14 protein-coding genes and 2 pseudogenes are annotated in these 20,528 nt (G+C 53.5%); 4 read left to right on the top strand and 12 right to left on the bottom strand.

Annotated elements, in window-relative coordinates:
• Window positions 1–7: 7 nt before the first annotated feature.
• The gene (gene rep / locus ACN06F_RS18100) at window positions 8–2,077 is read right to left on the bottom strand and encodes a DNA helicase Rep (protein WP_433924461.1); all 2,070 of its coding nucleotides are present in this window, start codon (window positions 2,075–2,077) and stop codon (window positions 8–10) included.
• 240 nt (window positions 2,078–2,317) lie between these two features.
• Here rep and ACN06F_RS18095 point away from each other — a divergent pair, with 240 nt between their 5' ends.
• Complete coding sequence (locus tag ACN06F_RS18095) at window positions 2,318–2,794, top strand: tRNA (cytidine(34)-2'-O)-methyltransferase (RefSeq protein ID WP_433924460.1); 477 nt, start codon at window positions 2,318–2,320, stop codon at window positions 2,792–2,794.
• Window positions 2,795–2,803: 9 nt separating this feature from the next.
• Here ACN06F_RS18095 and pyrE read toward each other — a convergent pair whose 3' ends face one another.
• Window positions 2,804–3,469 carry an orotate phosphoribosyltransferase gene (gene pyrE, locus ACN06F_RS18090; protein ID WP_095603374.1) on the bottom strand — a complete coding sequence of 222 codons (666 nt, stop codon included), beginning with the start codon at window positions 3,467–3,469 and terminating at the stop codon, window positions 2,804–2,806.
• Between the two features lie 152 nt (window positions 3,470–3,621).
• Between pyrE and ACN06F_RS18085 the strand changes: the two genes are divergently transcribed.
• Window positions 3,622–4,389: an exodeoxyribonuclease III gene (locus ACN06F_RS18085; protein WP_009723298.1), complete on the top strand. Its 768-nt coding sequence runs from the start codon at window positions 3,622–3,624 to the stop codon at window positions 4,387–4,389.
• A 99-nt stretch (window positions 4,390–4,488) separates the two neighbouring features.
• On the opposite strand, the gene rph is transcribed toward ACN06F_RS18085, so the two are convergent.
• Window positions 4,489–5,226 (bottom strand): ribonuclease PH, encoded by a 738-nt coding sequence (gene rph / locus ACN06F_RS18080; protein WP_038479800.1) that lies wholly within the window; start codon window positions 5,224–5,226, stop codon window positions 4,489–4,491.
• Window positions 5,227–5,369: 143 nt separating this feature from the next.
• On the opposite strand from rph, the gene ACN06F_RS18075 reads away from it, so the two are divergent.
• Window positions 5,370–6,248 carry a YicC/YloC family endoribonuclease gene (locus tag ACN06F_RS18075; protein WP_433924459.1) on the top strand — a complete coding sequence of 293 codons (879 nt, stop codon included), beginning with the start codon at window positions 5,370–5,372 and terminating at the stop codon, window positions 6,246–6,248.
• Between the two features lie 36 nt (window positions 6,249–6,284).
• Here ACN06F_RS18075 and ACN06F_RS18070 read toward each other — a convergent pair whose 3' ends face one another.
• From ACN06F_RS18070 to ACN06F_RS18030, 9 genes and pseudogenes are all read right to left on the bottom strand, one after another.
• Window positions 6,285–9,821, bottom strand: coding sequence for an AAA domain-containing protein (locus ACN06F_RS18070; RefSeq protein ID WP_433924458.1), 3,537 nt, complete (start codon window positions 9,819–9,821; stop codon window positions 6,285–6,287).
• Window positions 9,818–11,140 (bottom strand): restriction endonuclease subunit S, encoded by a 1,323-nt coding sequence (locus ACN06F_RS18065; RefSeq protein ID WP_433924457.1) that lies wholly within the window; start codon window positions 11,138–11,140, stop codon window positions 9,818–9,820. The genes ACN06F_RS18070 and ACN06F_RS18065 overlap by 4 nt, the downstream gene beginning before the upstream one ends.
• Entirely contained in the window at window positions 11,140–12,768 is a 1,629-nt protein-coding gene (locus ACN06F_RS18060) for an N-6 DNA methylase (protein ID WP_433924456.1), read from the bottom strand. Before ACN06F_RS18060 ends, ACN06F_RS18065 begins: the two co-directional genes overlap by 1 nt.
• A gap of 18 nt (window positions 12,769–12,786) precedes the next feature.
• Entirely contained in the window at window positions 12,787–13,857 is a 1,071-nt protein-coding gene (locus tag ACN06F_RS18055; RefSeq protein WP_433924455.1) for a Fic family protein, read from the bottom strand.
• A gap of 118 nt (window positions 13,858–13,975) precedes the next feature.
• On the bottom strand, window positions 13,976–17,509 hold the full coding sequence (gene hsdR / locus ACN06F_RS18050; protein WP_433924454.1) for a type I restriction-modification system endonuclease: 3,534 nt from the start codon (window positions 17,507–17,509) through the stop codon (window positions 13,976–13,978).
• A gap of 146 nt (window positions 17,510–17,655) precedes the next feature.
• Window positions 17,656–18,194: pseudogene (locus ACN06F_RS18045) on the bottom strand (PDDEXK nuclease domain-containing protein).
• 29 nt (window positions 18,195–18,223) lie between these two features.
• Window positions 18,224–19,309, bottom strand: coding sequence for a type II toxin-antitoxin system HipA family toxin (locus ACN06F_RS18040; protein WP_433924453.1), 1,086 nt, complete (start codon window positions 19,307–19,309; stop codon window positions 18,224–18,226).
• A complete protein-coding gene (locus tag ACN06F_RS18035; protein WP_433924452.1) occupies window positions 19,299–19,592 on the bottom strand; it encodes a helix-turn-helix domain-containing protein in 294 nt (97 codons plus the stop codon). Before ACN06F_RS18035 ends, ACN06F_RS18040 begins: the two co-directional genes overlap by 11 nt.
• 188 nt (window positions 19,593–19,780) lie before the next feature.
• Window positions 19,781–19,954 carry an AsnC family transcriptional regulator gene (locus tag ACN06F_RS18030; RefSeq protein WP_217181843.1) on the bottom strand — a complete coding sequence of 58 codons (174 nt, stop codon included), beginning with the start codon at window positions 19,952–19,954 and terminating at the stop codon, window positions 19,781–19,783.
• Window positions 19,955–20,102: 148 nt separating this feature from the next.
• On the opposite strand from ACN06F_RS18030, the pseudogene ACN06F_RS18025 reads away from it, so the two are divergent.
• Window positions 20,103–20,393 (top strand): annotated as a pseudogene (locus ACN06F_RS18025) (alcohol dehydrogenase catalytic domain-containing protein); the annotation flags it as partial.
• Window positions 20,394–20,528: the final 135 nt, after the last annotated feature.

The raw sequence follows: 20,528 nt of genomic DNA, 5'->3' as shown, positions 1-20,528 counted from the left end.
TGTTTCTTCAGCCTAACAGTGAGCGAATGCCTGCCAAGGCATCTTTGCCACGCGCCTGCTTTTTCTCGGGATCTTCTTTATCGGCGCGTCCCTCCCACTCCAAATCATCAGCGGGCAGTTCGTCTAAAAAGCGGCTGGGCTGGCAGTCCATCAGCTCACCATACGCTTTACGCTGGCGGGCTAGCGTGAGTGTTAGCGTGCGTCTTGCCCGAGTGATGCCGACATAAGCCAAGCGGCGCTCTTCTTCTACTGTCTCCATTTCAATAGCGTTACGGTGGGGCAGCAAGTCTTCCTCTAAGCCCATCAAATAGACATGGGGAAACTCCAGCCCTTTCGAGGCATGCATAGTGAGTAGTTGCACACGGTCGGAGTCGTCTTCTTCGGCCTGTTGCTCAAGAATATCCCGAAGCACTAAACGCGAAATAGCAGCTTCGACGCCATCGGTTTCCGTCGCAGTGGAATCATCTGCATCTTCGGGGTCGCGGTTTAGCGACTTTTCTAGCTGATCAATCAAAATCCATACGTTGGCCATGCGTCGTTCGGCGACGGTCGGGGCACTGGCGTTTTGGTACAGCCAGGCCTCGTAATCCATATCGCGCAGCATGTCGCGAATGGCCGCGATGGCATCGTCTTGATCCATGCGTTTGCGCACGCCATCAATAAAGTGCGTAAAGCGTGACAGGCGCTCCACGGCCCGAGTCGGCAGCGTTTGCTCTAACCCCAGCTCGTGGCAGGCAGCAAACAGCGAGATAGAGCGTTCTGTTGCATAGTTGGCCAGCTTTTCCAGCGTGCCGGGGCCGATTTCACGGCGGGGCACATTCACAATGCGTAAAAAGGCATTGTCATCAGCGGGATTAATTAACAGCCGCAGATAGGCCATGGTGTCCTTGATCTCATTGCGAGAGAAAAACGACGTACCACCGGAAAGCTTGTAGGGAATTTGGTAATGCTGCAGCTTGAGCTCTAATAAACGTGCCTGAAAATTACCCCGATAGAGCACCGCAAAATCTCGCCATTCTGCCTTCTCTTTGATGCGCCGAGTCAGCATTTCGCTGGCTACCCGCTCGGACTCCGCCTCTTCATGGCGGTTGACGATAACCCGGATAGGCGCGCCATCGCCCATATCCGACCACAGAGTTTTATCGTAAACGTGCGGGTTATTGGCAATTAACGTGTTGGCCGCGCGCAAGATAGTGCCGGTCGAGCGGTAGTTCTGCTCCAGCTTAACCACTTTCAGGCGTGGGAAGTCTTCGCCAAGGGTCACCAGGTTTTCAGGCCGTGCGCCGCGCCACGCGTAGATTGACTGGTCGTCGTCGCCGACCACGGTAAAGGTCGCCCGCTCGGCCATCAGCAGTTTCACCAACAGGTACTGGGAAACGTTAGTGTCCTGGTACTCATCCACTAGCATGTAGTGGATTTTGTTCCGCCAGCGGGCCAGTGCCTCTGGGTCGCGTTGCAGGAGCACCACCGGCAGCAGAATCAGGTCGTCGAAATCCACCGCGTTATAGGCTTTCAAGTGGCGTACGTAAGCTTCATAAACCCGTGCGGCAAAGTGCTCGTCATCATCCGCGGCAAACGAAAGCGCATCACTGGGCAGCACTAAATCGTTCTTCCACGTGGATATTTTGGCTTGCACAGCGTTGATCTGCTCAGCGTCTACCTGAGCGTCTTTGTTCATCAAATCGCGCAGCAGTGCTTTGGCATCTTCCGGGTCGAACAACGAAAAGCCCGGCTTGTAGCCCAGGGTTTTCAGCTCGCCACGAATAATATTCAGTCCCAGATTGTGAAATGTCGACACCGTTAGCCCGTGGCCCTCTTTACCCTTCAGCATTTGCCCAACGCGCTCTTTCATCTCCCTGGCGGCTTTATTGGTAAAGGTAACCGCCGCTATTTTGCGCGCGCTCATGCCGCACTCTTGCACCAGATAGGCAATTTTGGTGGTAATAACGCTGGTTTTACCAGACCCGGCGCCCGCCAAGACCAAACAGGGGCCATCGATATAGCGCACCGCTTCCTGCTGGCTCGGGTTTAGCCCTTTGATGCGGCTAAGAATGCTCTTTGGCGGTTGGGGCGTCATGGTTAAAGGTGACCTCTACAAGTGTTTCTGGAAAACCTCTGATTAACTATTACGCTTTGCCATACTGCGTTAAAAATCGCCTCAAAATGCTCATTTACAACCCGTAAACTCCGCTTTTTCGTTGATTTTTGCCTTGTCTGGCCTGCGCTCATCACATTAATCAAAGGCTTCCTAGGCAAATTCCATTACAATCAGCGGCGCTGGGCGAACGCACAATGAGTTAATAATAGGCAGGTGGTAATGTTTGAAGTAGCGCTATTTGAACCGCGTATGGCACCCAACACGGGTAACATTATGCGCCTGGTGGCTAACAATGGCTGCCGATTACATTTAATTGAACCGCTGGGCTTTGATCTCGAAGAGAAAAAGCTGCGGCGCGCTGGGCTAGATTACCGCGATCTAAACAATGTTACCCGCCATGCCGATTTTACGGCGTTTCAAGCGGCGATGCAGGGGCGCACACTATGGGCGATTACTACCAAAGGCACCCGTGCTCACAGTGACGCGACCTTCGCCCCGGGCGACGTATTGCTGTTCGGTTCAGAAACCGCAGGGCTTTCACCCCAAGTGCACGCTGCGCTGCCTGAAGAACAGAAGCTGCGCATCCCCATGCAGCCCAATAACCGTAGCTTGAACCTTTCCAACGCGGTGGCCATCGTTAGCTATGAGGCGTGGCGCCAGCAAGGCTATGCTGGCGCATTAGGCAGTGAGCAATAGATTCAGCGATTAGCCCGTGATGCCGTAGCGGTCGCGATAAGCGCGCACGGCCTCGGCGTAAGCCAGCATTTCGCCTCCAGCATGCTCTTCAAGGTAAGTAAGCACTTGCTCTAAGGTGACAATACTGACAACCGGCATGCCGTACTGAGCCTGCACTTCCTGGATAGCGCTTTGCTCGCCCTGGCCGCGCTCTTGACGGTCAAGTGCAATAATCACGCCGCCTGCGCGGGCACCGCATTCCTCAATCAGGCTCATCACTTCACGGATAGCCGTACCGGCCGTAATCACGTCATCAATGATCAAAATATCGCCGGCCAGTGGCGCGCCGACAATATTGCCGCCTTCGCCGTGGGTTTTGGCTTCTTTACGATTAAACGCGTAGGGCATATCGCGGTCGTGATGGTCGGCTAAGGCCGCGGCGGTGACCGCTGCCAGCGGAATGCCTTTATAGGCTGGGCCGAACAGCACATCCGCCTGCAGGCCGCTATCGACAATCGCCTGGGCGTAAAATCGGCCTAACTTGGCCAAGGCACGGCCGGTTTGAAACAGGCCTGCATTGAAAAAGTAAGGGCTTACTCGCCCCGACTTAAGCGTGAACTCGCCAAACTTGAGCACGCCCTGCTCAATAGCGAAGGCAATGAAATCGCGTTGGTAGGGTTGTAGAGTGGTGGCCACGGTGGTCTTCTCTTGTCGATAGGAATGTAAGTAATAGGAATCTAAGTAAACGCAACAATAAAACGGGGTTAAATAGCAAGATTTGGTTTGTCTATTTACCCAAACGTCTAAACGTCGGGTATCATACAGCAGCGACGCAAAAGGGACGATTTATGAAAATTGCCAGCATCAATGTCAATGGTATACGTGATGCCGTCGACCGTGGCTTCCTGGACTGGCTGGCTCAGCAGGATGCCGACGTGATCTGCGTGCAGAACATCAAGGCAAAAAGCTTTGAACTGGACGACCATATTCTCTATCCGGAAGGCTACGAAGGCTACTTTCTGGATGCAGAAGAAGATGGTTTCTCCGGTGTGGCACTTTATTGCCGCAAAATTCCCAAGGCGATTATGTACGGTCTTGGGTTCCCTCAGTGTGATCACGAAGGGCGCTTTCTGCAGGCGGATTATGACCGCTTCAGCATCGCCACCTTCTTGATGCCTGATGGAAGTGATCAAAAAGCCAAACAGGCGTTTATGGAGCAGTATCAAGAGTACCTGACGAAGATGTCGCGCAAACGCCGCGAATACATCATCTGCGGTACCTGGCACGTTGCCCATAAAACCATTGATTTGGCCAACTGGTCGGACAATCAGCTTACCTCTGGTTTCCGCCCTGAAGAGCGTGCCTGGATGGATCAGGTACTTGGCCCAACCGGCTTTATCGACACCTTCCGCGAAATTAATCGCGACGCGGGTGAATATACCTGGTGGCCAAAGCTCGACCAAGACGTGCCCCGTGAGCGCCAAGAAGGCTGGCGAATCGACTACCAGCTGGTCGGCCCCAACTTCCGTCGCCATGTGGTTGACGCGTGGATTGATTACGATGCGACCTTCTCCGAGTTCGCACCGCTGATCGTTGAGTATGACTTAGCGCTGTAAGCGCTCACTTTCCCGCGTCGCGTTACCCGTCTCAGCAACAGGCCAGCTTAAAAGCTGGCCTGTTTGCGTAAGCGCGTAAGTTATTTGCCAAGTAACGCCTTAGCCGCGAATACCCAGTGCTTCGCGCTGTTTTTCGCGTAGCTCAGAGCCCGCTTTCTCAGCGAGATCAAGCATCGCATTCAGTTCAGTACGGTTGAACGCGCCCGATTCTGCAGTACCCTGCACCTCGATCAGCTCGCCGCTTTCAGTCATCACCACGTTCAGATCGGTGTCGGCTTTGCTATCTTCCGGGTAGTCCAGATCTAGTACCGGCACGCCTTTATAAATACCCACCGAAATCGCGCTAACCAGCTGTTTAAAGGGGTCACCTTTAATTTTCTTCTCGCGCTGTAGGTAGCGAATGGCATCCACCAGTGCCACGCAGCCGCCAGTAATCGACGCGGTACGAGTGCCACCGTCGGCCTGGATCACATCGCAATCCACGGTAATGGTGAATTCGCCCAACTTCTTCAAGTTCACTGACGCGCGCAGGCTACGGCCGATCAAGCGCTGAATTTCCAGCGTCCGGCCACCCTGTTTACCACGCGTCGCTTCACGGCCACTGCGGGTGTGAGTGGCACGGGGCAACATGCCATACTCAGCGGTAATCCAACCCTGATTTTTGCCACGCAGCCAGCGTGGTACGCCCGCTTCTACGCTCGCATTACACAGCACCTTGGTATCGCCAAACTCCACCAGTACCGAACCTTCTGCATGGCGGGTGTAATCGCGGGTTATGCGAATTTCACGAAGCTGGTCGGCTTCACGACCACTAGGGCGAACAACATCAGGACGCATAGCACCTCACATCAATTTAACAGTGGGAAAGCGCTCTATTGTACACGTCAACGCCGCCACTGATGGGCCTATTCAAGGCAGACGCATCTACCAGCACAAGATCGGTTAGACTGACCTAAATGCGCGATGAACAGGAAACTTTAATGGCCAACCCACGCCACGTACACAGCATGACCGCCTTTGCCCGCACCGAGCAGGCCGCCCCATTTGGCACCCTGCAGGTAGAAATCCGCTCGGTGAATCAGCGCTACCTGGAACCGCACTTTCGGCTGCCCGACGCTCTACGCGAGCTGGAGCCAGTGCTGCGCGACGCCTTACGCACGCGCCTAGCACGGGGCAAAGTAGAGTGCAGCCTGCGTTTTGAAGCCGCTGAAGCCAACCAAGCCCCTGCGGTTAACGCCCAACGCTTAAAAGAAATAGCCGATGCCCTGGCCGCTATTCAGCAACAGGTGCCCAGTGCCGTGCCGCCCACCACGCTGGCGTTGCTTAACCAACCCGGCGTTATGGAAACCCAGCATCTAGATCAAGACGCCATTAAAGCCGCCGCCAAAACGCTATTTGATCAAGCACTGAACGAGTTGATCGACGCCCGCGTCCGGGAAGGCGAAAAACTCGCTGAGATGATCACCACTCGCCTAACGGCTGTCAGTGAACAAGTCGCCACTGTGCGCAGCCTGTTGCCGCAAATTTTAGAGCGCCAGCGCGCCCAACTATTGGAACGCTTAGAAGTCGCCAAAACCGAACTCGACCCCCAACGTCTGGAAGCCGAACTGGTACTGGTGGCACAAAAAGCCGACGTAGATGAAGAACTGGATCGCCTCACCGCACATATAGAAGAAGTGAGCCACCAGCTGGCTCAAAAAGGCCCTAAAGGCCGCCGTTTGGACTTTCTAATGCAGGAACTCAACCGCGAAGCTAACACGCTGTCGTCAAAATCGGTGGTGGCTGAGACAACCCGCTGCGCGGTAGAGCTAAAGGTGCTGATTGAGCAGATGCGGGAGCAGATTCAGAATATTGAGTGATTGATCAAAGCTCGGCCTCAGCCGAGCTTTACCTGATTATTTGTTTAAAAGAATACGTCCATCCAACGCTGCCAACTGAACCTGTATTTCCTCACTTAAATCTCCACTATAGAGCATAGAAGTTTCCATATTTTTATATAGGCCTTCTCGCGCTGCGCTGGCCCAGTTATAAGATCCCACACAAAAGAACCTATCGTCGGCCATGATCAGCTTGCTGTGTACCTGATGAACCACGTTAATGGTCAGTCCCATTTCTGATAACGCTTTGCAGCACTGTTCAAAGCGCTGCTTTTTACCTTCATCTGGCACGTTATTGCTGGTGGTATTGAAATGGTGATCGGTATAAATCGTAATCGCGATATTTCGATGAGAAGCTTGGCGCAACGCCTCCAGTAGGCCCGTTTCGTTAAGACGCCTTAAAGAGATCCAAGGAGACACCATGGCGACCCATTGACGAGCGGTTTCAAGCAACTCTCGAATGCACTGATCATGCGCTTCAGAATCATTGATGATCTGAGGCGTCTGGCAAAGCGCGAGCAGATCAGGACGAGCAACGCTGGGGGTAAACGCTAGTTCGTTTTGCTCGTTGTTAAACAGATATCGGGCAAGCAAGTGGCGCGGCGTTCCTCGTGCACCTCTACCAATCACATCCATATCGCCAAACACAAGGAAGCTATCCTTGGCTCGTGATACTGCTACATTAAGTAGCGAAGGGTCTTGGTCGATAAAGTTGCCATCGTCGTGCCGCGAGTATACGGCTGAAAAAATGACGATAGGGCGCTCGGCTCCTTGCAGGGCATGCACGGTACCGACTGTCATCTCGCAGTCGCCGCGGCCTACCTTTATATCCCGTGCTCGGCACTCGATCTCGATCAATGTGGCCTGTGCCTTGAAAGGGGTCACGATGCCTACAATCTTTTCCAGTGGCTTGCCATGCACTGCTTCCAGCCGATCACGCTGGTCTGTCAGCCATTCGGCTATCGTGATCGCTTCAAGCCGGTTAATACGGCTGCCTGAAGGTGGTGTCTCAGCCCGGCCATCAACATGCACGTAGCCAAAGGGCGGCAGTTCGTGATCAGTAGCCAATGTGGTGCGCAGTGGTTGCAGCAATCCTCGATAGCAGAGGTCATTGCAGTAGGCGATGATGTCGTTTAGGCAGCGGCGATGCTCGCGCAGGAACATACCCGGTTCGGCCTGTTCGAGATAATGGTAACGGCTGGCCTGCTGAGCGATCCGCATCACGCTGCCATCGACCACGGAGCGCCCACCCTCACGCAGCCCTTCATACTCATCCAGAGTTGTCATGATACCTTGATGAGAAAGGTTGCCAACATCGACTGCCTGTGACTGCGTGGCAACCGGTTTAATCTGATGCACATCGCCAATGGCTAGTATCCGCTTGGCCAGTGCTATGGACGCTCCCGCCACATCAGGGGCCACCTGCCCCGCTTCATCGATAATCAGAAGGTCAATTTCATTGATGAGGTACTCGTTCCGATACTGGCCTTCGCCTTCAAATATGCTGTGGGTCATGTGTGAAGGTAACGAGTGCAACGTCGAAACGATGCAGGGAGTCAACATCATGCGTCGACGCCAGCGGGGGCGCACTTTACTAAGGCCCGGCTTTTCACGCCCTTTGGCCGTTTGTTCAGCCAGCTCCTCTGAACGCTCCGCGCACTCTTCGAGCCAACGCGCCTCCCAGTAATGCACGGACAGCTGGAAGAGGTGAAAACGCAGCGATGTATCCAGCCTCTGATCAAAGGCGTCAAAAGACGCCGGTAATTCATCGAGGCTCAGCTCTCGATAAGCGGATTCGAGCTTTGCCGTCGCCAGTTCTACCTCTTGTTGCCATTGCTGGCACTCTGTTAGGAAGGCTGCTTTCTGCTCAATGGCCTCGCGCTGCTTAGCTAGCCATGGTTTCAACACGGACTCTGGAGCGCTCGCCGCTGACGCTTGCTCGATCAACCGCTGCGTATCAGCGCTAAGGTGCTCATCGATAAACAGTTCTCGCCTCAAACTGCGCTTTTTGGCCACCGGTGGTAGCACTGCGAGCAGTGACAGCCATATTGGCTCTTCGGCACAGAAGCGTTGCCACTGCTTGAGGTCTGCCTGAATGACATCGTGATCCGTTTGAAGAGCGGAGAGTACCTTCTGCTCGCGCGCTAGCGTTTCCTCGGGCGTATCTCCCAGCGTTTTAATCAGCTGTGTTTGAAGCGCCTCTCTTACCGTCCAGTGCTGTTGCAAGGTAGACAGTTGTGCCTGCTTACTTTCCAGCCGTTGATGGAGCTGCTCTCGGACGCTATCTATACGATCAAGTGTCTCATCACCAAGGGCCTGGCGGGCACGTTGCATAAACAGCGACTCGGCGCTATCAAGATACTCCGGCGATTCGATTCGGCGATAGAACGATGGCGTCTGATAGTGTTTTGCCGCCTCGTTCTCCTTGCTACGGGCCGGATAGTAGCCGCCGTAACTGGTGATCTCAGGCAGCCAGCGCCCACCGAAGGCGTCATCCGTTTCTTCAAACTCCTTGGCGAAGGCTTCAAGCACATTGGTGACAGCCTGGTTATTGGTTGAAGCTGCCACAATCAACGGTGGTTCTATCTGATCAAGCGCGGCTTTTACCCATAGCGAAGCGACGGCCGACAGAACGAACGTGGTTTTCCCTGTGCCCGGTGGGCCGTTGACCGCCAGCACTTCACCTTCTTCCATCGCCATGACCTGGGCCAACGCATCGCGTTGGGCGACTGCCAGGGGGTATAGCGTATTGGCGTGACCAAGACGGTTCGACATACCCGATAATGGCTCTACGCAAGATTGGTACTGTTCGACCTTCGCCAGGGCATAGGTGTCTAGCAGTGGCAATGGTTTATCTGTGGTGGAAAGCCAGTCGTAGAGCTTAATGATATGGTGCGCAGCGCCCTGCTGTTCATCAACCTTGACGATTCGTGCTTCATCCGCGCTCACGAATGCCGTTTTAAGCAACTCTTTCGGGCACAGCTCGTCGAACAATTGACGCGAGATGTTGTAATACGTTTTCCATCGTGTCTGGTGTTCGTCTTGCTCACTTTTCTCAAGCAGCGTTTGCGCTTCGCTCTCTGACCAGACCTTAGGTTCAGCCTTGCTCAAGAAGCGGTCCTGATCCGCAACATCAGCTAACGTAAAGCGGTCATCGGCCTGGGGGCGAAGAAGATCACGGGGGATGACAGGCGGTTCGGCGGGAATCAAATGACCGTCGCGGGACACCCACAAACCACAGATTAAAGGGGTTATGACATCGGGGAAAAGCGCCTGCTTTTTAGCCCCATGTTCCAGCAGCACCTTGTACACAGCCGGGCGCAGCACGACGCGTACCAGTTGGGTGGCGTCCTCCTCTCCTTCGAAAAGGCGCGCGAGTGCCGGGTGGTTCTTCGGCAGTCGCCCTTCGCGATAGACCGTACTCGCGAGCGGCTCTGTTTTTCCCAGCTCTTTTTTAGTCAAAGCACCGCGACCGCTCTCGGCATCTGCTAGCGAGTTGCGCCAGTAGCGAAGCCACTGCTGGGCCGAGGGAGTGATGGTCTCTGCCTGCGTCATGCCGTTGCCTTCTTCCTTGTCCGTTTGGCAGGCGCTTTCGCTGCCCGTTCTGCCTTAATACGTTCCAGTAGTGCCTCGGCGCTGTTCTCGCCGCTGATCAGTTCAGGGTTATCCTTGCGCCACTGCTCGGTCAGCTCGCCACGAAACGCTTTAGCGAGGATGGATTGGGTGAGGTTTTTTACGCGTACTAGCGCTTGATTGACCTGCTGCTCAATACGGTCGGCGTAGGCGAAGAGTTGTTCGACTCGGCGGACGATTTCGGTTTGTTCTGGTAGAGATGGACGGGGGATCTTTGCTTCTCTGCATTGAGTTAGAGAAATATTCACTTGCCCAACGATACCTTTCAAATCATGGGTCACATCCCGCACCATAGAGCCTTCGCATAAGACGTAGTACAAAAAATTTGGTAGTAGTTCCTTCGGATCAGGCCGGAATAAAGTTATTGCCTGATTGAGATTCCATTCTGTATAGCTGTCAGGAAGAATGGCAACTTTGCCGAGAGGTGGCCCTACGATGTTCATCAAAACATCCCCCGGATAGCCAATTGATCTTTTCAGCTTCGTGTTATGAACTTCTTCGGTGATGAATTGCGGTCGGTATTCAAAGTCGATTTCCTGGTTAACGATGTTATAAACCTTCAGGAAAGGGATTGTACCGTTTTGATCGAACGGGTTGTTTTTCGGGGTTGAGCCGCTCTGTATTTTTTTGCATAGATCGAGTGCCGCCTGAACACCCCAAGAGCCGTGCTCAACCCCATGCTGTTTCCGCCACTCCTCCGTCAATTGTCCACTCACCGCCGCCGCGAGCACGGTTTGACGAAAGCGTTTGAGGATTTGCGGGATGCGCTCAAGGCGGGCTTTGGTGTTTTCTACCTGGGCCAGCAGGGTGTCGAGTTTGTCGGCGATGACTTTTTGTTCGGCGAGGGGAGGAAGTGCTATTTCTTGCGCATATGCGTCATCCCTGTTTAAACCAGGGATTGCAGTTGATCTGTTCAATTGGTTTAAAGGAAGAAAGGCTAGCTGATAAAACCAATATCGAACTGGTTGCTCGTAAAGCTGATTTACAAAGTAGGTAGTGTCAATTGGATAGAAGGGTTTGTCAGAAAACTGAACTTCTCCATAAGACCCTTTTCTGCCGACAATGATACCTGGCTCTGTAACGAGAGCTTCACTATGACTGCCTACAACCCCATTTGAGCCATAAACCGGAAATTCACCACCATCTCGCGTTTTTGCAGGGAGTGATTTTCCGTAATTAAGCTCTATTATTGAACCAAGATTAGTTTCAACCCAACCCATTGAGCCCGGTTTAGAACACATCAATTGACCTCACCCATCATTTCTTTCAACAACACCCGCTGCCCATCCGCCTCTTCCTCAGCCCCCAATTCACGCATCAAGCTATCCAACTCACCTATCGCCTGCACCAGCTCGCTCATCGCTTCACCGGCCAGCACCTCGGGCGCAGGCAAATCAGCCGCGTCGATGCTGTCCTTGTCCTTGAGCCAACTGATATCCAGTGAATCGCCTTTATGCTCGGCAATCCACGTGCGGCTGAAGCAGCGCCAGCGGCTGTGAAGCATGCGCTCGTCCACGCCCTGGTTTTCATCCGTGGCCTTGGTGGCTTCCGGCAGTTCGATCTTGTCTGAATGAAAGCTGTATTCGCCTTCCTGGCGCTGGCTGTCGCCATTGGGGCTTTCGCCGTACACCGCTTCAAACGGCTTCAGGTGCGTTTCACCGAAGGGCGTGCGTTTGCCAAAGCTGGGCATATTGGTGCGCAGGTCATACACCCAGACGTTTTCCGTGCAGCGCTCTTCCTGATACTTGTCTGCCGTGCTGCTCTTGGTGAAGAAGAGCACATTGGTTTTCACGCCCTGGGCGTAAAAAATGCCGGTGGGCAGGCGCAAAATGGTGTGTAGATTGCACTTGTCCATCAAGTCGCGGCGCACGTCGGTGCCCACACCGGCTTCAAACAGCACGTTATCCGGCAGTACCACGGCGGCGCGGCCACCGGGTTTTAGGTTGCGGTAGATATGCTGCAGAAACGCCAGTTGCTTGTTGTTGGTTTTATACGTCAGGTCGTCGCGGGTAATGCTGGCGTCACCGCCTTTGCTGGTGCCGAAGGGCGGGTTGGCCAGTATTACATCGGCTTTGGCGAGGCTTGTGCCTGCTTGGCCTAGGGCGTTGCCTAGATGCACCACGCCTTCGTCATCGCCTTCCATGCCGTGTAGCAGGCAGTTCATCAGCGCCAAGCGGCGTGTGCCGGGCACCAGCTCAATACCGACAAAGGCTCTGTTTTGCTGGAATAGCTGCTGTTGAGCGTCTAGGTCAGCGAGGTCGTCGGTGTGTTCTTTAATGTATTGGTCGGCAGCGGTTAAAAAGCCCGCGGTGCCCGCTGCGGGGTCTTGAATAAGCTCGCCGGGCTGGGGCTTTAGGCAACGCACCATGCTGTTTATCAGCGCGCGGGGCGTAAAGTACTGGCCCGCGCCGGATTTGGTTTCGCTGGCGTTCTTCTCCAGCAGGCCTTCGTATAAATCGCCCAGGCCGTCTTGTTGTGCGCTGAACCAGTCGATCTGATCCAGGGCTTTGATCATCTGCTCTAAATGACGCGGCTCCCGCAGGCGGGTTTGCGCATCGGCGTAAACGGCGCTGATCAGCGGGTCGGTATGAATCAATCGGCCGGTGCCATCGCGGCCGCTGGAGAGGCTGAGCAGAATACGCTTGTAGTCGTCCAGCAGATTAATGCCGGATTTATTGTTCAAGTCAGTCCAGCGGCAGCCTTCTGGCAGCGGGTGCTTTTTCAGGGTGCCCGCTTCGGTATTCTCATGCACCATCTTGATAAACAGCAGCAGCACCAGTTCGGTGACGTAGTCGGAGTAGTTGATGCCGTCATCGCGCAATACGTCACACAGATTCCAGAGTTTTTGAACGATGTCGTTGTGGGTCACGTTTGTTTCCAAGTTGATTTAACCGCGCTCAAGAAAAAGGGTCATCAGCGGCGTATTGATATAAAAGTTGCTGCGACCTACTTTGGTTTTATCCAGTAGGCCAGTGCTTACCAATTCTTCTAGGTACTTAGTAGCGGTGATGCGGCTAACGCCTAAATCATCCATCACAAATTCAATTTTGGTATAGGGGTGATTGAACAGGTTGTTAAGCAGCTCCTGTCGATAAATCTTGGGGCACTCCTCGCGCATTCTGTGCTTGGTGTGTTGTATTAGCTCGCGAATGTGGCCGATTAAGTCGATGGTTTGCTGAGCCGTTTGGCTTACCCCCTCCAGCATGTAAAGCAACCAGGGCTCCCAGTTGCCGGTGTCTCTGACTGCTTGCAACTCTTCGTAGTAGCGTGCCTTGGTCTGGATTAGATATCGGCTGAGGTAAAGCACGGGTAGATCCAGTAAGTCTTTGGCAACCAGGTACAGCATATTGATGATTCGTCCTGTTCTACCATTACCGTCATAGAACGGGTGAATGCTTTCAAACTGATGGTGAATGATCGCCATTTTAACCAGTGGGTCGGCATCGCAAAGAGTGTCATCATTGATGTAAGCCACTAGGTTCTCGATTAAATCGACGATTTCCCGTGCGGACTGGGGTGGTTCGTAAACTACTTCGCCAGTCGCTTGGTTTTTTAGTGCCGTACCCGGTAGTTTGCGTAAGCCTGCGCGATTTTTCTCAAGTGTTTCCTGGATAACGAGAATGTCATTGAGGCGAAGTAAATGGCTTTGCCGAACGCTGTTGAACCCGGCGCGTAGGGCAGTAGCGTAATCCTGAACTTCTTTGGTTTCGGGAGCTATGCTGGCTTCATCGGCTACCACTGCCCGATAAAGGTCATCCTGAGTGGTAATGATATTTTCAATTTCAGAACTATGCCGTGCTTCCTGCAGCGTGAGCGTGTTGATCAGAATTTCTTCATTGGGAATAGTCGCGGCAACGCCTTTAAGCTCGGCCAAGTAACGGTGCGCCTGAGCCGCTTGTTTTAATACGGCTCGGGTTTCCCACTGCTCTATGGCATCAAGAGGAAGGGTTGGCAGCACGGTTGATCCTTTTAATGTATAGAAAAAAGGAAAATCTATACATATCGAACGTCATATGCAAAGAAAATAGCGTTTTTCTATATATGAGAGGTATTACTTGTCTAGAAAAATGCGAAAACTATGCCCTTTTGGGCGGCCATATTGCCTCATTGAGTTCTTCCAGCACACTGTCCAACTGCTCCCCGAGCACCTTATCCAGTTGCTTCGCGCCGCCATGGAAGGCGGGGAGCTGGTTAACGGTGTCCCGGTCGAGAATCACTTCCTTGGTAAGCTGTTTGGCCAGCTTACCCAGCCACTTGCGCTGGTTGGGTGTCCAGTCGTGCTGGGTGTAGAGGCGATCCATGGCGTCAGCCACGCGCTGTTCAAACGGCTTTAATGGCTCACCTAGGGCGGCGCGGCGGATATGGCCGATGATGCTGGCGGCAATATCCTGGTTGGTGTGGTTGCGCACGGCGCTTTGCAGATTGGCTTCCGAGTAGCCGTGGTTATCCAGCAGCACTTTAACGTCTTTTAACTGCTGGCGAGTAAGGTCGCGAGGCTGGTTAACCACCACGGCCAGGGCGGCGGATTGGTTGATCTGCTCTTTGATAAACGCATTGAAGCTATCCAGGTAATCTTCCGGGCGTTTATGAACGCCGTAGCTCTGGCTACGCTCGCGAATCTCATCGTCGTGGTCGGAAATCACTGGCATACGTTCGCTGCCCACCAGCTGTTTTACCTCGGCTAGCTGGTGTATCAAGCCGCTATGCTGGCGAAGAAACGCGGATGCCTGCCTTGGGCCCAGCTTATGTAAATGCTCGTGGAGCTTATTTGGCTCCACGCCCCATAGGCTATGTAGGTCATCAAGCTTTTGCTTTAGCGCGGGTTTGTTTTCTGCTTTGGTCTCGGCTTTGCGTAGTACACGCATTACTTTTTGGCTGAGCTGGCTGAGCACGACATCAGCCTGGCTTTCGCCCTGCTGTTCGCCGGGGCTATTTAGCGCATTTTCCAACTGGTGCTCATCGGTCAGCTCATCTACCAACTGCTCAAGGCTGATATTAGGGTCTCGCACCAGCGGCTTCATGGTGTTGACCTCCGCCAGGGCGGCGTAGATATCCACCGGGTCGTAGATGGTGAACACCGTTTTGCCAATCTCGTCACAGCGGCGGGTGGCGCGGCCAATCATCTGTTCAAAAAGAATCCGCGAGCGCACCTGACGCATAAATACCAAGTGGCAGATTTTTGGCACGTCGATACCGGTGGTGAGTAGATCCACGGTAATCGCAATATTGGGGTAGCGTTCGTTTTTATAGCGACGGATCAGTTGGTCGACCTTATCGCTTTTGCCGGTGATTTTAGCCACCGCTGCCTGGTGATAGTTGCCGTTATATTTTGCTTTAAAGGCATCATCCAATAGCCGTTTGACCATGTCAGCGTGAAGGTCGGTGGCGCAGAAAATCAGCGTTTTTTCATCGCCAAACGGATCTAGCTCTTCGGCCAGCTGCTCGCAGATCACGCGGTTGAAGTTTTCGTTGATGACCTGGCGATTGAAGGCGTCGACGTCAAAGCGCAGCTCGTCTTCAAGCTCAGTGGTATCGACTTCGCCGGTTTGGGTGTTGATGACCTCGATGGGCTTACCTTTCTCAAACAGGATGCCTTCTTGGGTCAACAGGGTTTCATATCGGATGGGCGGCTCATGGTCGATCAGCCAGTCGTCTGCCACCGCTTCTCGGTAAGAGTAGGTGTACACTGGTTTGCCGAAAATCTCGCTGGTGTGCTTGGCTGGGGTGGCGGTAAGCGCGATTTTGATTGCATCGAAGTAATCAAGCACCCGGCGATAGCTGGAGAGGTACTGGCTGGCGTCACGGGTGGCCAGCTCGCCTTCGGTCATTTCCTGATCTAGCGTGTAGCCGCGGTGGGCTTCGTCGATAATGATGCAGTCGAATTGATCAATCGGCGGTGGCTGGTCGCTCATGAAAATGCGCTTCACCATGGCCTGCACGGTGGCGACCTGTACGCGAGTTTCGGCTTCTGCTGCCATATCGCCCAGTTCTGCCACGTTGTAGATTTTGCTCAGGGTTTGGTTCTGCTCCAGTGGCGCTTCGTTGAAGGCATCAATCGCTTGGTCGCCAAGGGCGGTGCGGTCGACCAGAAACAGAATGCGGTGAAAACGCTCGGTTTTAAGAAACCGGTACATCAGGCCAATAATGGTGCGGGTTTTGCCGGTGCCGGTGGCCATGGCTAGCAGGGCAGAGCGGGTGCCGCGAGCCAATGCATGTTCAGTCGCCAGAATCGCCTTTTGCTGGTACTCCCTGAGCCGGAGGTAACCGAAAGGCTCTTGTTTGAGCAGCTTGTCGGCGTTTTCTCGATCGCGTTCCAGTAGATTTAATAGGCCGCCGGGAGTATGAAAGCGGGGTAAGGCGCGGCGGGTGTTGCTGGGTTCTCGTGTATCTCGAAACCAGGTGCCCGACTGTTCTGCCAGCTGTGGCAGGTAAGGGCGTCCGTTGCAGGAGTACACGAAAGGTACTTTAAAGTGCCCTTCATCATCCGCGGGCCATGCAATGGTTCGCCCGGCAAGCTCCCAGGCACCGACCATCGGTGGCTCAACGCTTAGGCCTTTGCTGTAGCGCTCGGATTGATCAATCTTGCCCGCTACATTGATGTTCTCTTTTTTAGCTTCGACCACGGCAATTGGCGTTAAGCCACAAAAAAGCACGTAGTCGGCTCGTTCCTTTGGGCCATTGGTTTGATGCACTGGCTGAGTAGGCCATTCAGCAATAGCGCGGTAGATACCTTTCTCGGGGCGAGCGCCTTTTTGATAGGTAATCTCTTGGCTGTCGGCTTCCCAGCCCGCTTCATTGAGCTGCTGATCAATCAGTATTCGCGTTAACTCTTCACTCAGCACTAATGTGTCGCTGGCGGCTTTGGTTTTACTGGCTACCTGCTGGCGCTGCTGATTAACGCTGCTTTCGCCCTGTGCGGTGAGTTGCCTTTGTAAGGCGCGAATTTTGGCTTCGTAAGCCTGTTGTTGCTGGGCTAGTGCCTGTTCGTGGCTGTGCGCCTGTTTTGCTAGGGCGCGGGATTCTTCATCCATGGCTAAGGCCAGCGCCTCGTATTCCTGCTTTTCTTGCTCGACCAGTTGGCTGAGCTGCTGGCTACTATCCAACGCTTTATTGGCGTGTTGAAGCTCGTGGCGGAGTTTTTCAATATCGGCCTGAAGCTGGCGCGACTGTGCGCTGGGGTCCGTGGGTGGCACAAAGGGACCAGGCTTGAAGGTGGTGCCTGCCTTGCTAAAGGAGCGGTGGAACCAGATGGCCAGTTCACGGGCAAGCTTCAGGCCATCCATGGCTTCTTTGTGGCGGGTGCGAAACTGATGAGTGGCTTTGTTACCCTCGATGCGCAGGGTGTGAAACAGTTCTTTGACCTGGGGCTCAAGGCGCAGCTCGCGATTTAAACGGTAGAGTAAGTCGGCTTGGCTGGTTTGGTTGTCAAACGCTACCCCGGACATCGCCGCCATATGCTGGGCGAGCGCTTCCCCCAACTGGCGCAACTTAATTAATGTGGTGTTAGGGTCGCTGGCAAAGGCGCGTTCGGCAGAGGCCGTTAGTTCGACAAATAGCGCATCATGCTCTGCTAAAAAGCCAAAGTTGCTGGGAGGATAGGGTGTTGTCATTACATTTACTCTCCACGTCTTGGCAGTTTGGCTTTGTCGCGAATGCTTTATTACAGCCCATACTAATAAAATAGAGTGTGCTTAGCTAAGTCTACTTTTGGGGATGGCGACAGTGGTGTTCGGTTTACGTTTTCGAATGCTAACGTTCACTCCTTGCTCAATTCCGACTGCTGAAGCTGTTCAACCGCCTTTGCCCGTTCGCGCTCTAACTCGCGCTTGAGTTCATCTTCAGAGGGCAGATACGGCAGGTACTTCGCCGCAAACAGCTGTTTTTGCTCGGCCAGCACTGAGTACTTCACGACCGCCTCGCTTTTTTCGCTGCACAGCACCAGGCCGATGGTGGGGTTATCGTCGCTGCCTTTGCGTTGCTCATCGTATAAGCGCACGTAGGTATCCATCTGGCCAATATCCTGATGCCTGAGTTTGCCGAGTTTTAGATCCACCAGCAAAAGCACTTCAGTTTGAAGTTGTAAAACACCAAATCGATATAGAAATCTTCGTCGTCAAAGCGAATGCGCTGCTGGCGCTCCACAAAGGCAAAACCTTTACCCAGTTCCAGTAAAAACTGCTGCAGGTTGCTGATAATGGCCTGTTCTAACTGGCTTTCCTGATAGGTTTTATCCTGTAGGTTAAGGAAATCAAGAATGTAGGGATCACGCAGGTAATCTTTGGCGGTTTCCGCCAATGGCTGGGTGTTTTGTTGAGCTTCAGCTTCTACCAGTGATGTTTACCGTAGCCTATGTAAGCAGTCGCGTGTTCTGCATAAGGGTGAGGGCTAAACGTTACGTCATAGAAAGGCGCTGGTTTCCATTCGCCTCGGTCGTCCTGCAAAAACGCCCAGTTTTTACTGTGATCATCCTGATTGCAGGCAAACAGGTTAAACAGGGCGCGTCGGAATTGGAGTTGGCCGACGGCGGGGGATTTACACAGCTGGCGGCTGGCTTTGATAAGGTCGGCGTAATCAAGACTAGGAGTTCGAAAGTCGGCGTCCAGCAGACCACAGGCGCTATGCATATGCAGACGCCCCGCAGGGCTTTGATTAATCCAATCGAACCGTTTGATGGCAAGCCAAGCGCGTTCCCCCTGAGGCGTCGGTATGCGCAGCAACTGCCATTCCGGCGGCTCAAGGCCTGCCTTTTTAGCCAACTCCAGGTATACCTCTTCGCATAGGCCTTCTTCGTGACCCAAAGGCAAATGTTGGGAGGTAAACTTGACCAGCCACGCGTCATCCTCTGGCCGGGCCTTGGTTCGGCACTCGCTGAATTGGCCTGGAGCCATAAAAAGCTGTGCTTTTGGCCTTGCCCCACCGGAGCTACCCGCTGCGACTAGAGCACTTAGTACGTCTTCGGTTTGCCCATCAAAAACGGCTTGTGCTTGGAGTCCGAGTGTCGCTAGGTGCTCATTATCGCTTTGTGTCGGCGCAGCATCTGATGTTGGCTCAAAGGCCAGTGCGCCCATGCCGCGCTGGCCAACAAATGCCAGTCGATCCATCGCCGTAAGCTGCATAGGCGCTATACCATGCTGACGGAATACCCGGTCTTGTAGCAGCAGTCCCCACCCATCGGGTAAACAGTCGCCAAATACGCCGTGCAGCCCTTGATGCGGTGTTTTAGGGGCGGGCTGAAGCGCTAGGCCTTGCTGTAACGTAAAAGGCGATAGGTTGCCATGTCGTTCCTCATAGCCTTTCGCGTACTGAAAAAATACCCCCTGGCGGTTTTGCGCTAATACGCCCGCAGCAACCTGTTCCCCGGTTGATAGCGTGCGGGTCACATTCAGCCGTTGCGTGGGTTTAAAGGCCATCTTTGAGCACCTCATCGATAGAGGAAGGTGTCTTTGTGTTGAATGCGTCTTGTTGGGTCAGCGCATATAGCCGTGCCAAGTCGTCTAGGCTTTGCCATAGCAACAGCAGTTGGCGAAACGATATTTGCCCGGTGAGCTCAAATTTTTTGATGGTTGGGGCAGGCACACTGCTGCGCTGTGCCAGTGCCGCACGGGATAGCTTGGCCTGTTCGCGTAAGTGGCGCAGGTGGGCCGCAAAGGCTTGCTGGACATCGGTATCGTCTAACAGCAGAAAACGGTGCATAAGCTATGCATTCCTAAAAAGGATATTACTGTATCCATTTTAGCTTTTTTAAACCTATTTTGGATACTACTGTATCTGTTTTTCTGTTTAGTACTTATCGTACCGCGGCCTGCTGCAGAAGTTATTCAAGTGCGTAAAGCCTGCTGGCAGCCTATTTCCTATTTTTACAACCTACCCGACTAATTTGTTTACAGGCCTAGCAACTCAGTACCTGAGAGCTGGCCTGGATAATGCGCTCGAACTCTGCCGTCGTGGCTTCGCTGTGCTGGGTGCAACTGCTCGGCCAGCCGTGCGTTGGAGACACGCCCGTCCGCCTGGAGCAACGTGGCTAACCGGGCATCCTTTTTATCCAGCGCGCTCATTCTGAACTCTTCTTTCGATTTACTGCTGCTATTAGAAAGAGTGCTTCAAAATGACGAAGAATGTCCATCAGAAGGAAACGTAATTTCGGGCAGGGCCCGTTATAGTGGGTGCATTCAACTTGCCGCTAACGCGTTCAGGAATCCCCCCATGAGAGACGTGGTTTTTGAGCAATTTTCCGCCCCACCACAGATCCAGCAACTGCCTGATCCCACCCCCGAGCCGCATGGCGTGGTTGTGAAGTTAATGGCGAATGGGGTGTACCGCAGTGACTGGCATGGCTGGGTAGGGCATGACACCGATATTCAACTTCCTCATGTGCCGGGGCATGAGCTTTACGGTGTTGTCGAGGCCGTGGGTAAAGACGTAAACACATGGCGCATTGGCGACCGGGTCACGGTTCCCTTCGTTGGCGGGTGCGGCACTTGCCCTGAGTGCCACTGTGAATGCTGCCAAGTTTACTTCCGCTAACTCACTAGCGCACATTGTACGTGGCGTTCCCTGAATGGTTAATATTAGTCAATTAAAAATAAATTGTTAAAGAAACACTTTTTAGCGATTTAATTGATTAATGAT

The sequence above is a fragment of the Vreelandella sp. 21 genome (assembly GCF_050995515.1).
GTDB lineage: Bacteria > Pseudomonadota > Gammaproteobacteria > Pseudomonadales > Halomonadaceae > Vreelandella > Vreelandella alkaliphila.
The sequence above is the reverse complement of the archived record's forward strand: the minus strand, read 5'-3'. Positions and strand labels throughout refer to the sequence as shown.

Bases quoted from the DNA above. Each gene is read 5' to 3' on its own strand.
- ACN06F_RS18070 (WP_433924458.1), bottom strand. From the start codon at position 9,821: ATGACGCAGGCAGAGACCATCACTCCCTCGGCCCAGCAGTGGCTTCGC.
- ACN06F_RS18085 (WP_009723298.1), top strand. From the start codon at position 3,622: ATGAAAATTGCCAGCATCAATGTCAATGGTATACGTGATGCCGTCGAC.
- ACN06F_RS18075 (WP_433924459.1), top strand. From the start codon at position 5,370: ATGGCCAACCCACGCCACGTACACAGCATGACCGCCTTTGCCCGCACC.
- rep (WP_433924461.1), bottom strand. From the start codon at position 2,077: ATGACGCCCCAACCGCCAAAGAGCATTCTTAGCCGCATCAAAGGGCTA.
- ACN06F_RS18040 (WP_433924453.1), bottom strand. From the start codon at position 19,309: ATGGCCTTTAAACCCACGCAACGGCTGAATGTGACCCGCACGCTATCA.
- ACN06F_RS18030 (WP_217181843.1), bottom strand. From the start codon at position 19,954: ATGAGCGCGCTGGATAAAAAGGATGCCCGGTTAGCCACGTTGCTCCAG.
- hsdR (WP_433924454.1), bottom strand. From the start codon at position 17,509: ATGACAACACCCTATCCTCCCAGCAACTTTGGCTTTTTAGCAGAGCAT.
- ACN06F_RS18095 (WP_433924460.1), top strand. From the start codon at position 2,318: ATGTTTGAAGTAGCGCTATTTGAACCGCGTATGGCACCCAACACGGGT.
- rph (WP_038479800.1), bottom strand. From the start codon at position 5,226: ATGCGTCCTGATGTTGTTCGCCCTAGTGGTCGTGAAGCCGACCAGCTT.
- ACN06F_RS18065 (WP_433924457.1), bottom strand. From the start codon at position 11,140: ATGTGTTCTAAACCGGGCTCAATGGGTTGGGTTGAAACTAATCTTGGT.
- ACN06F_RS18035 (WP_433924452.1), bottom strand. From the start codon at position 19,592: ATGCACCGTTTTCTGCTGTTAGACGATACCGATGTCCAGCAAGCCTTT.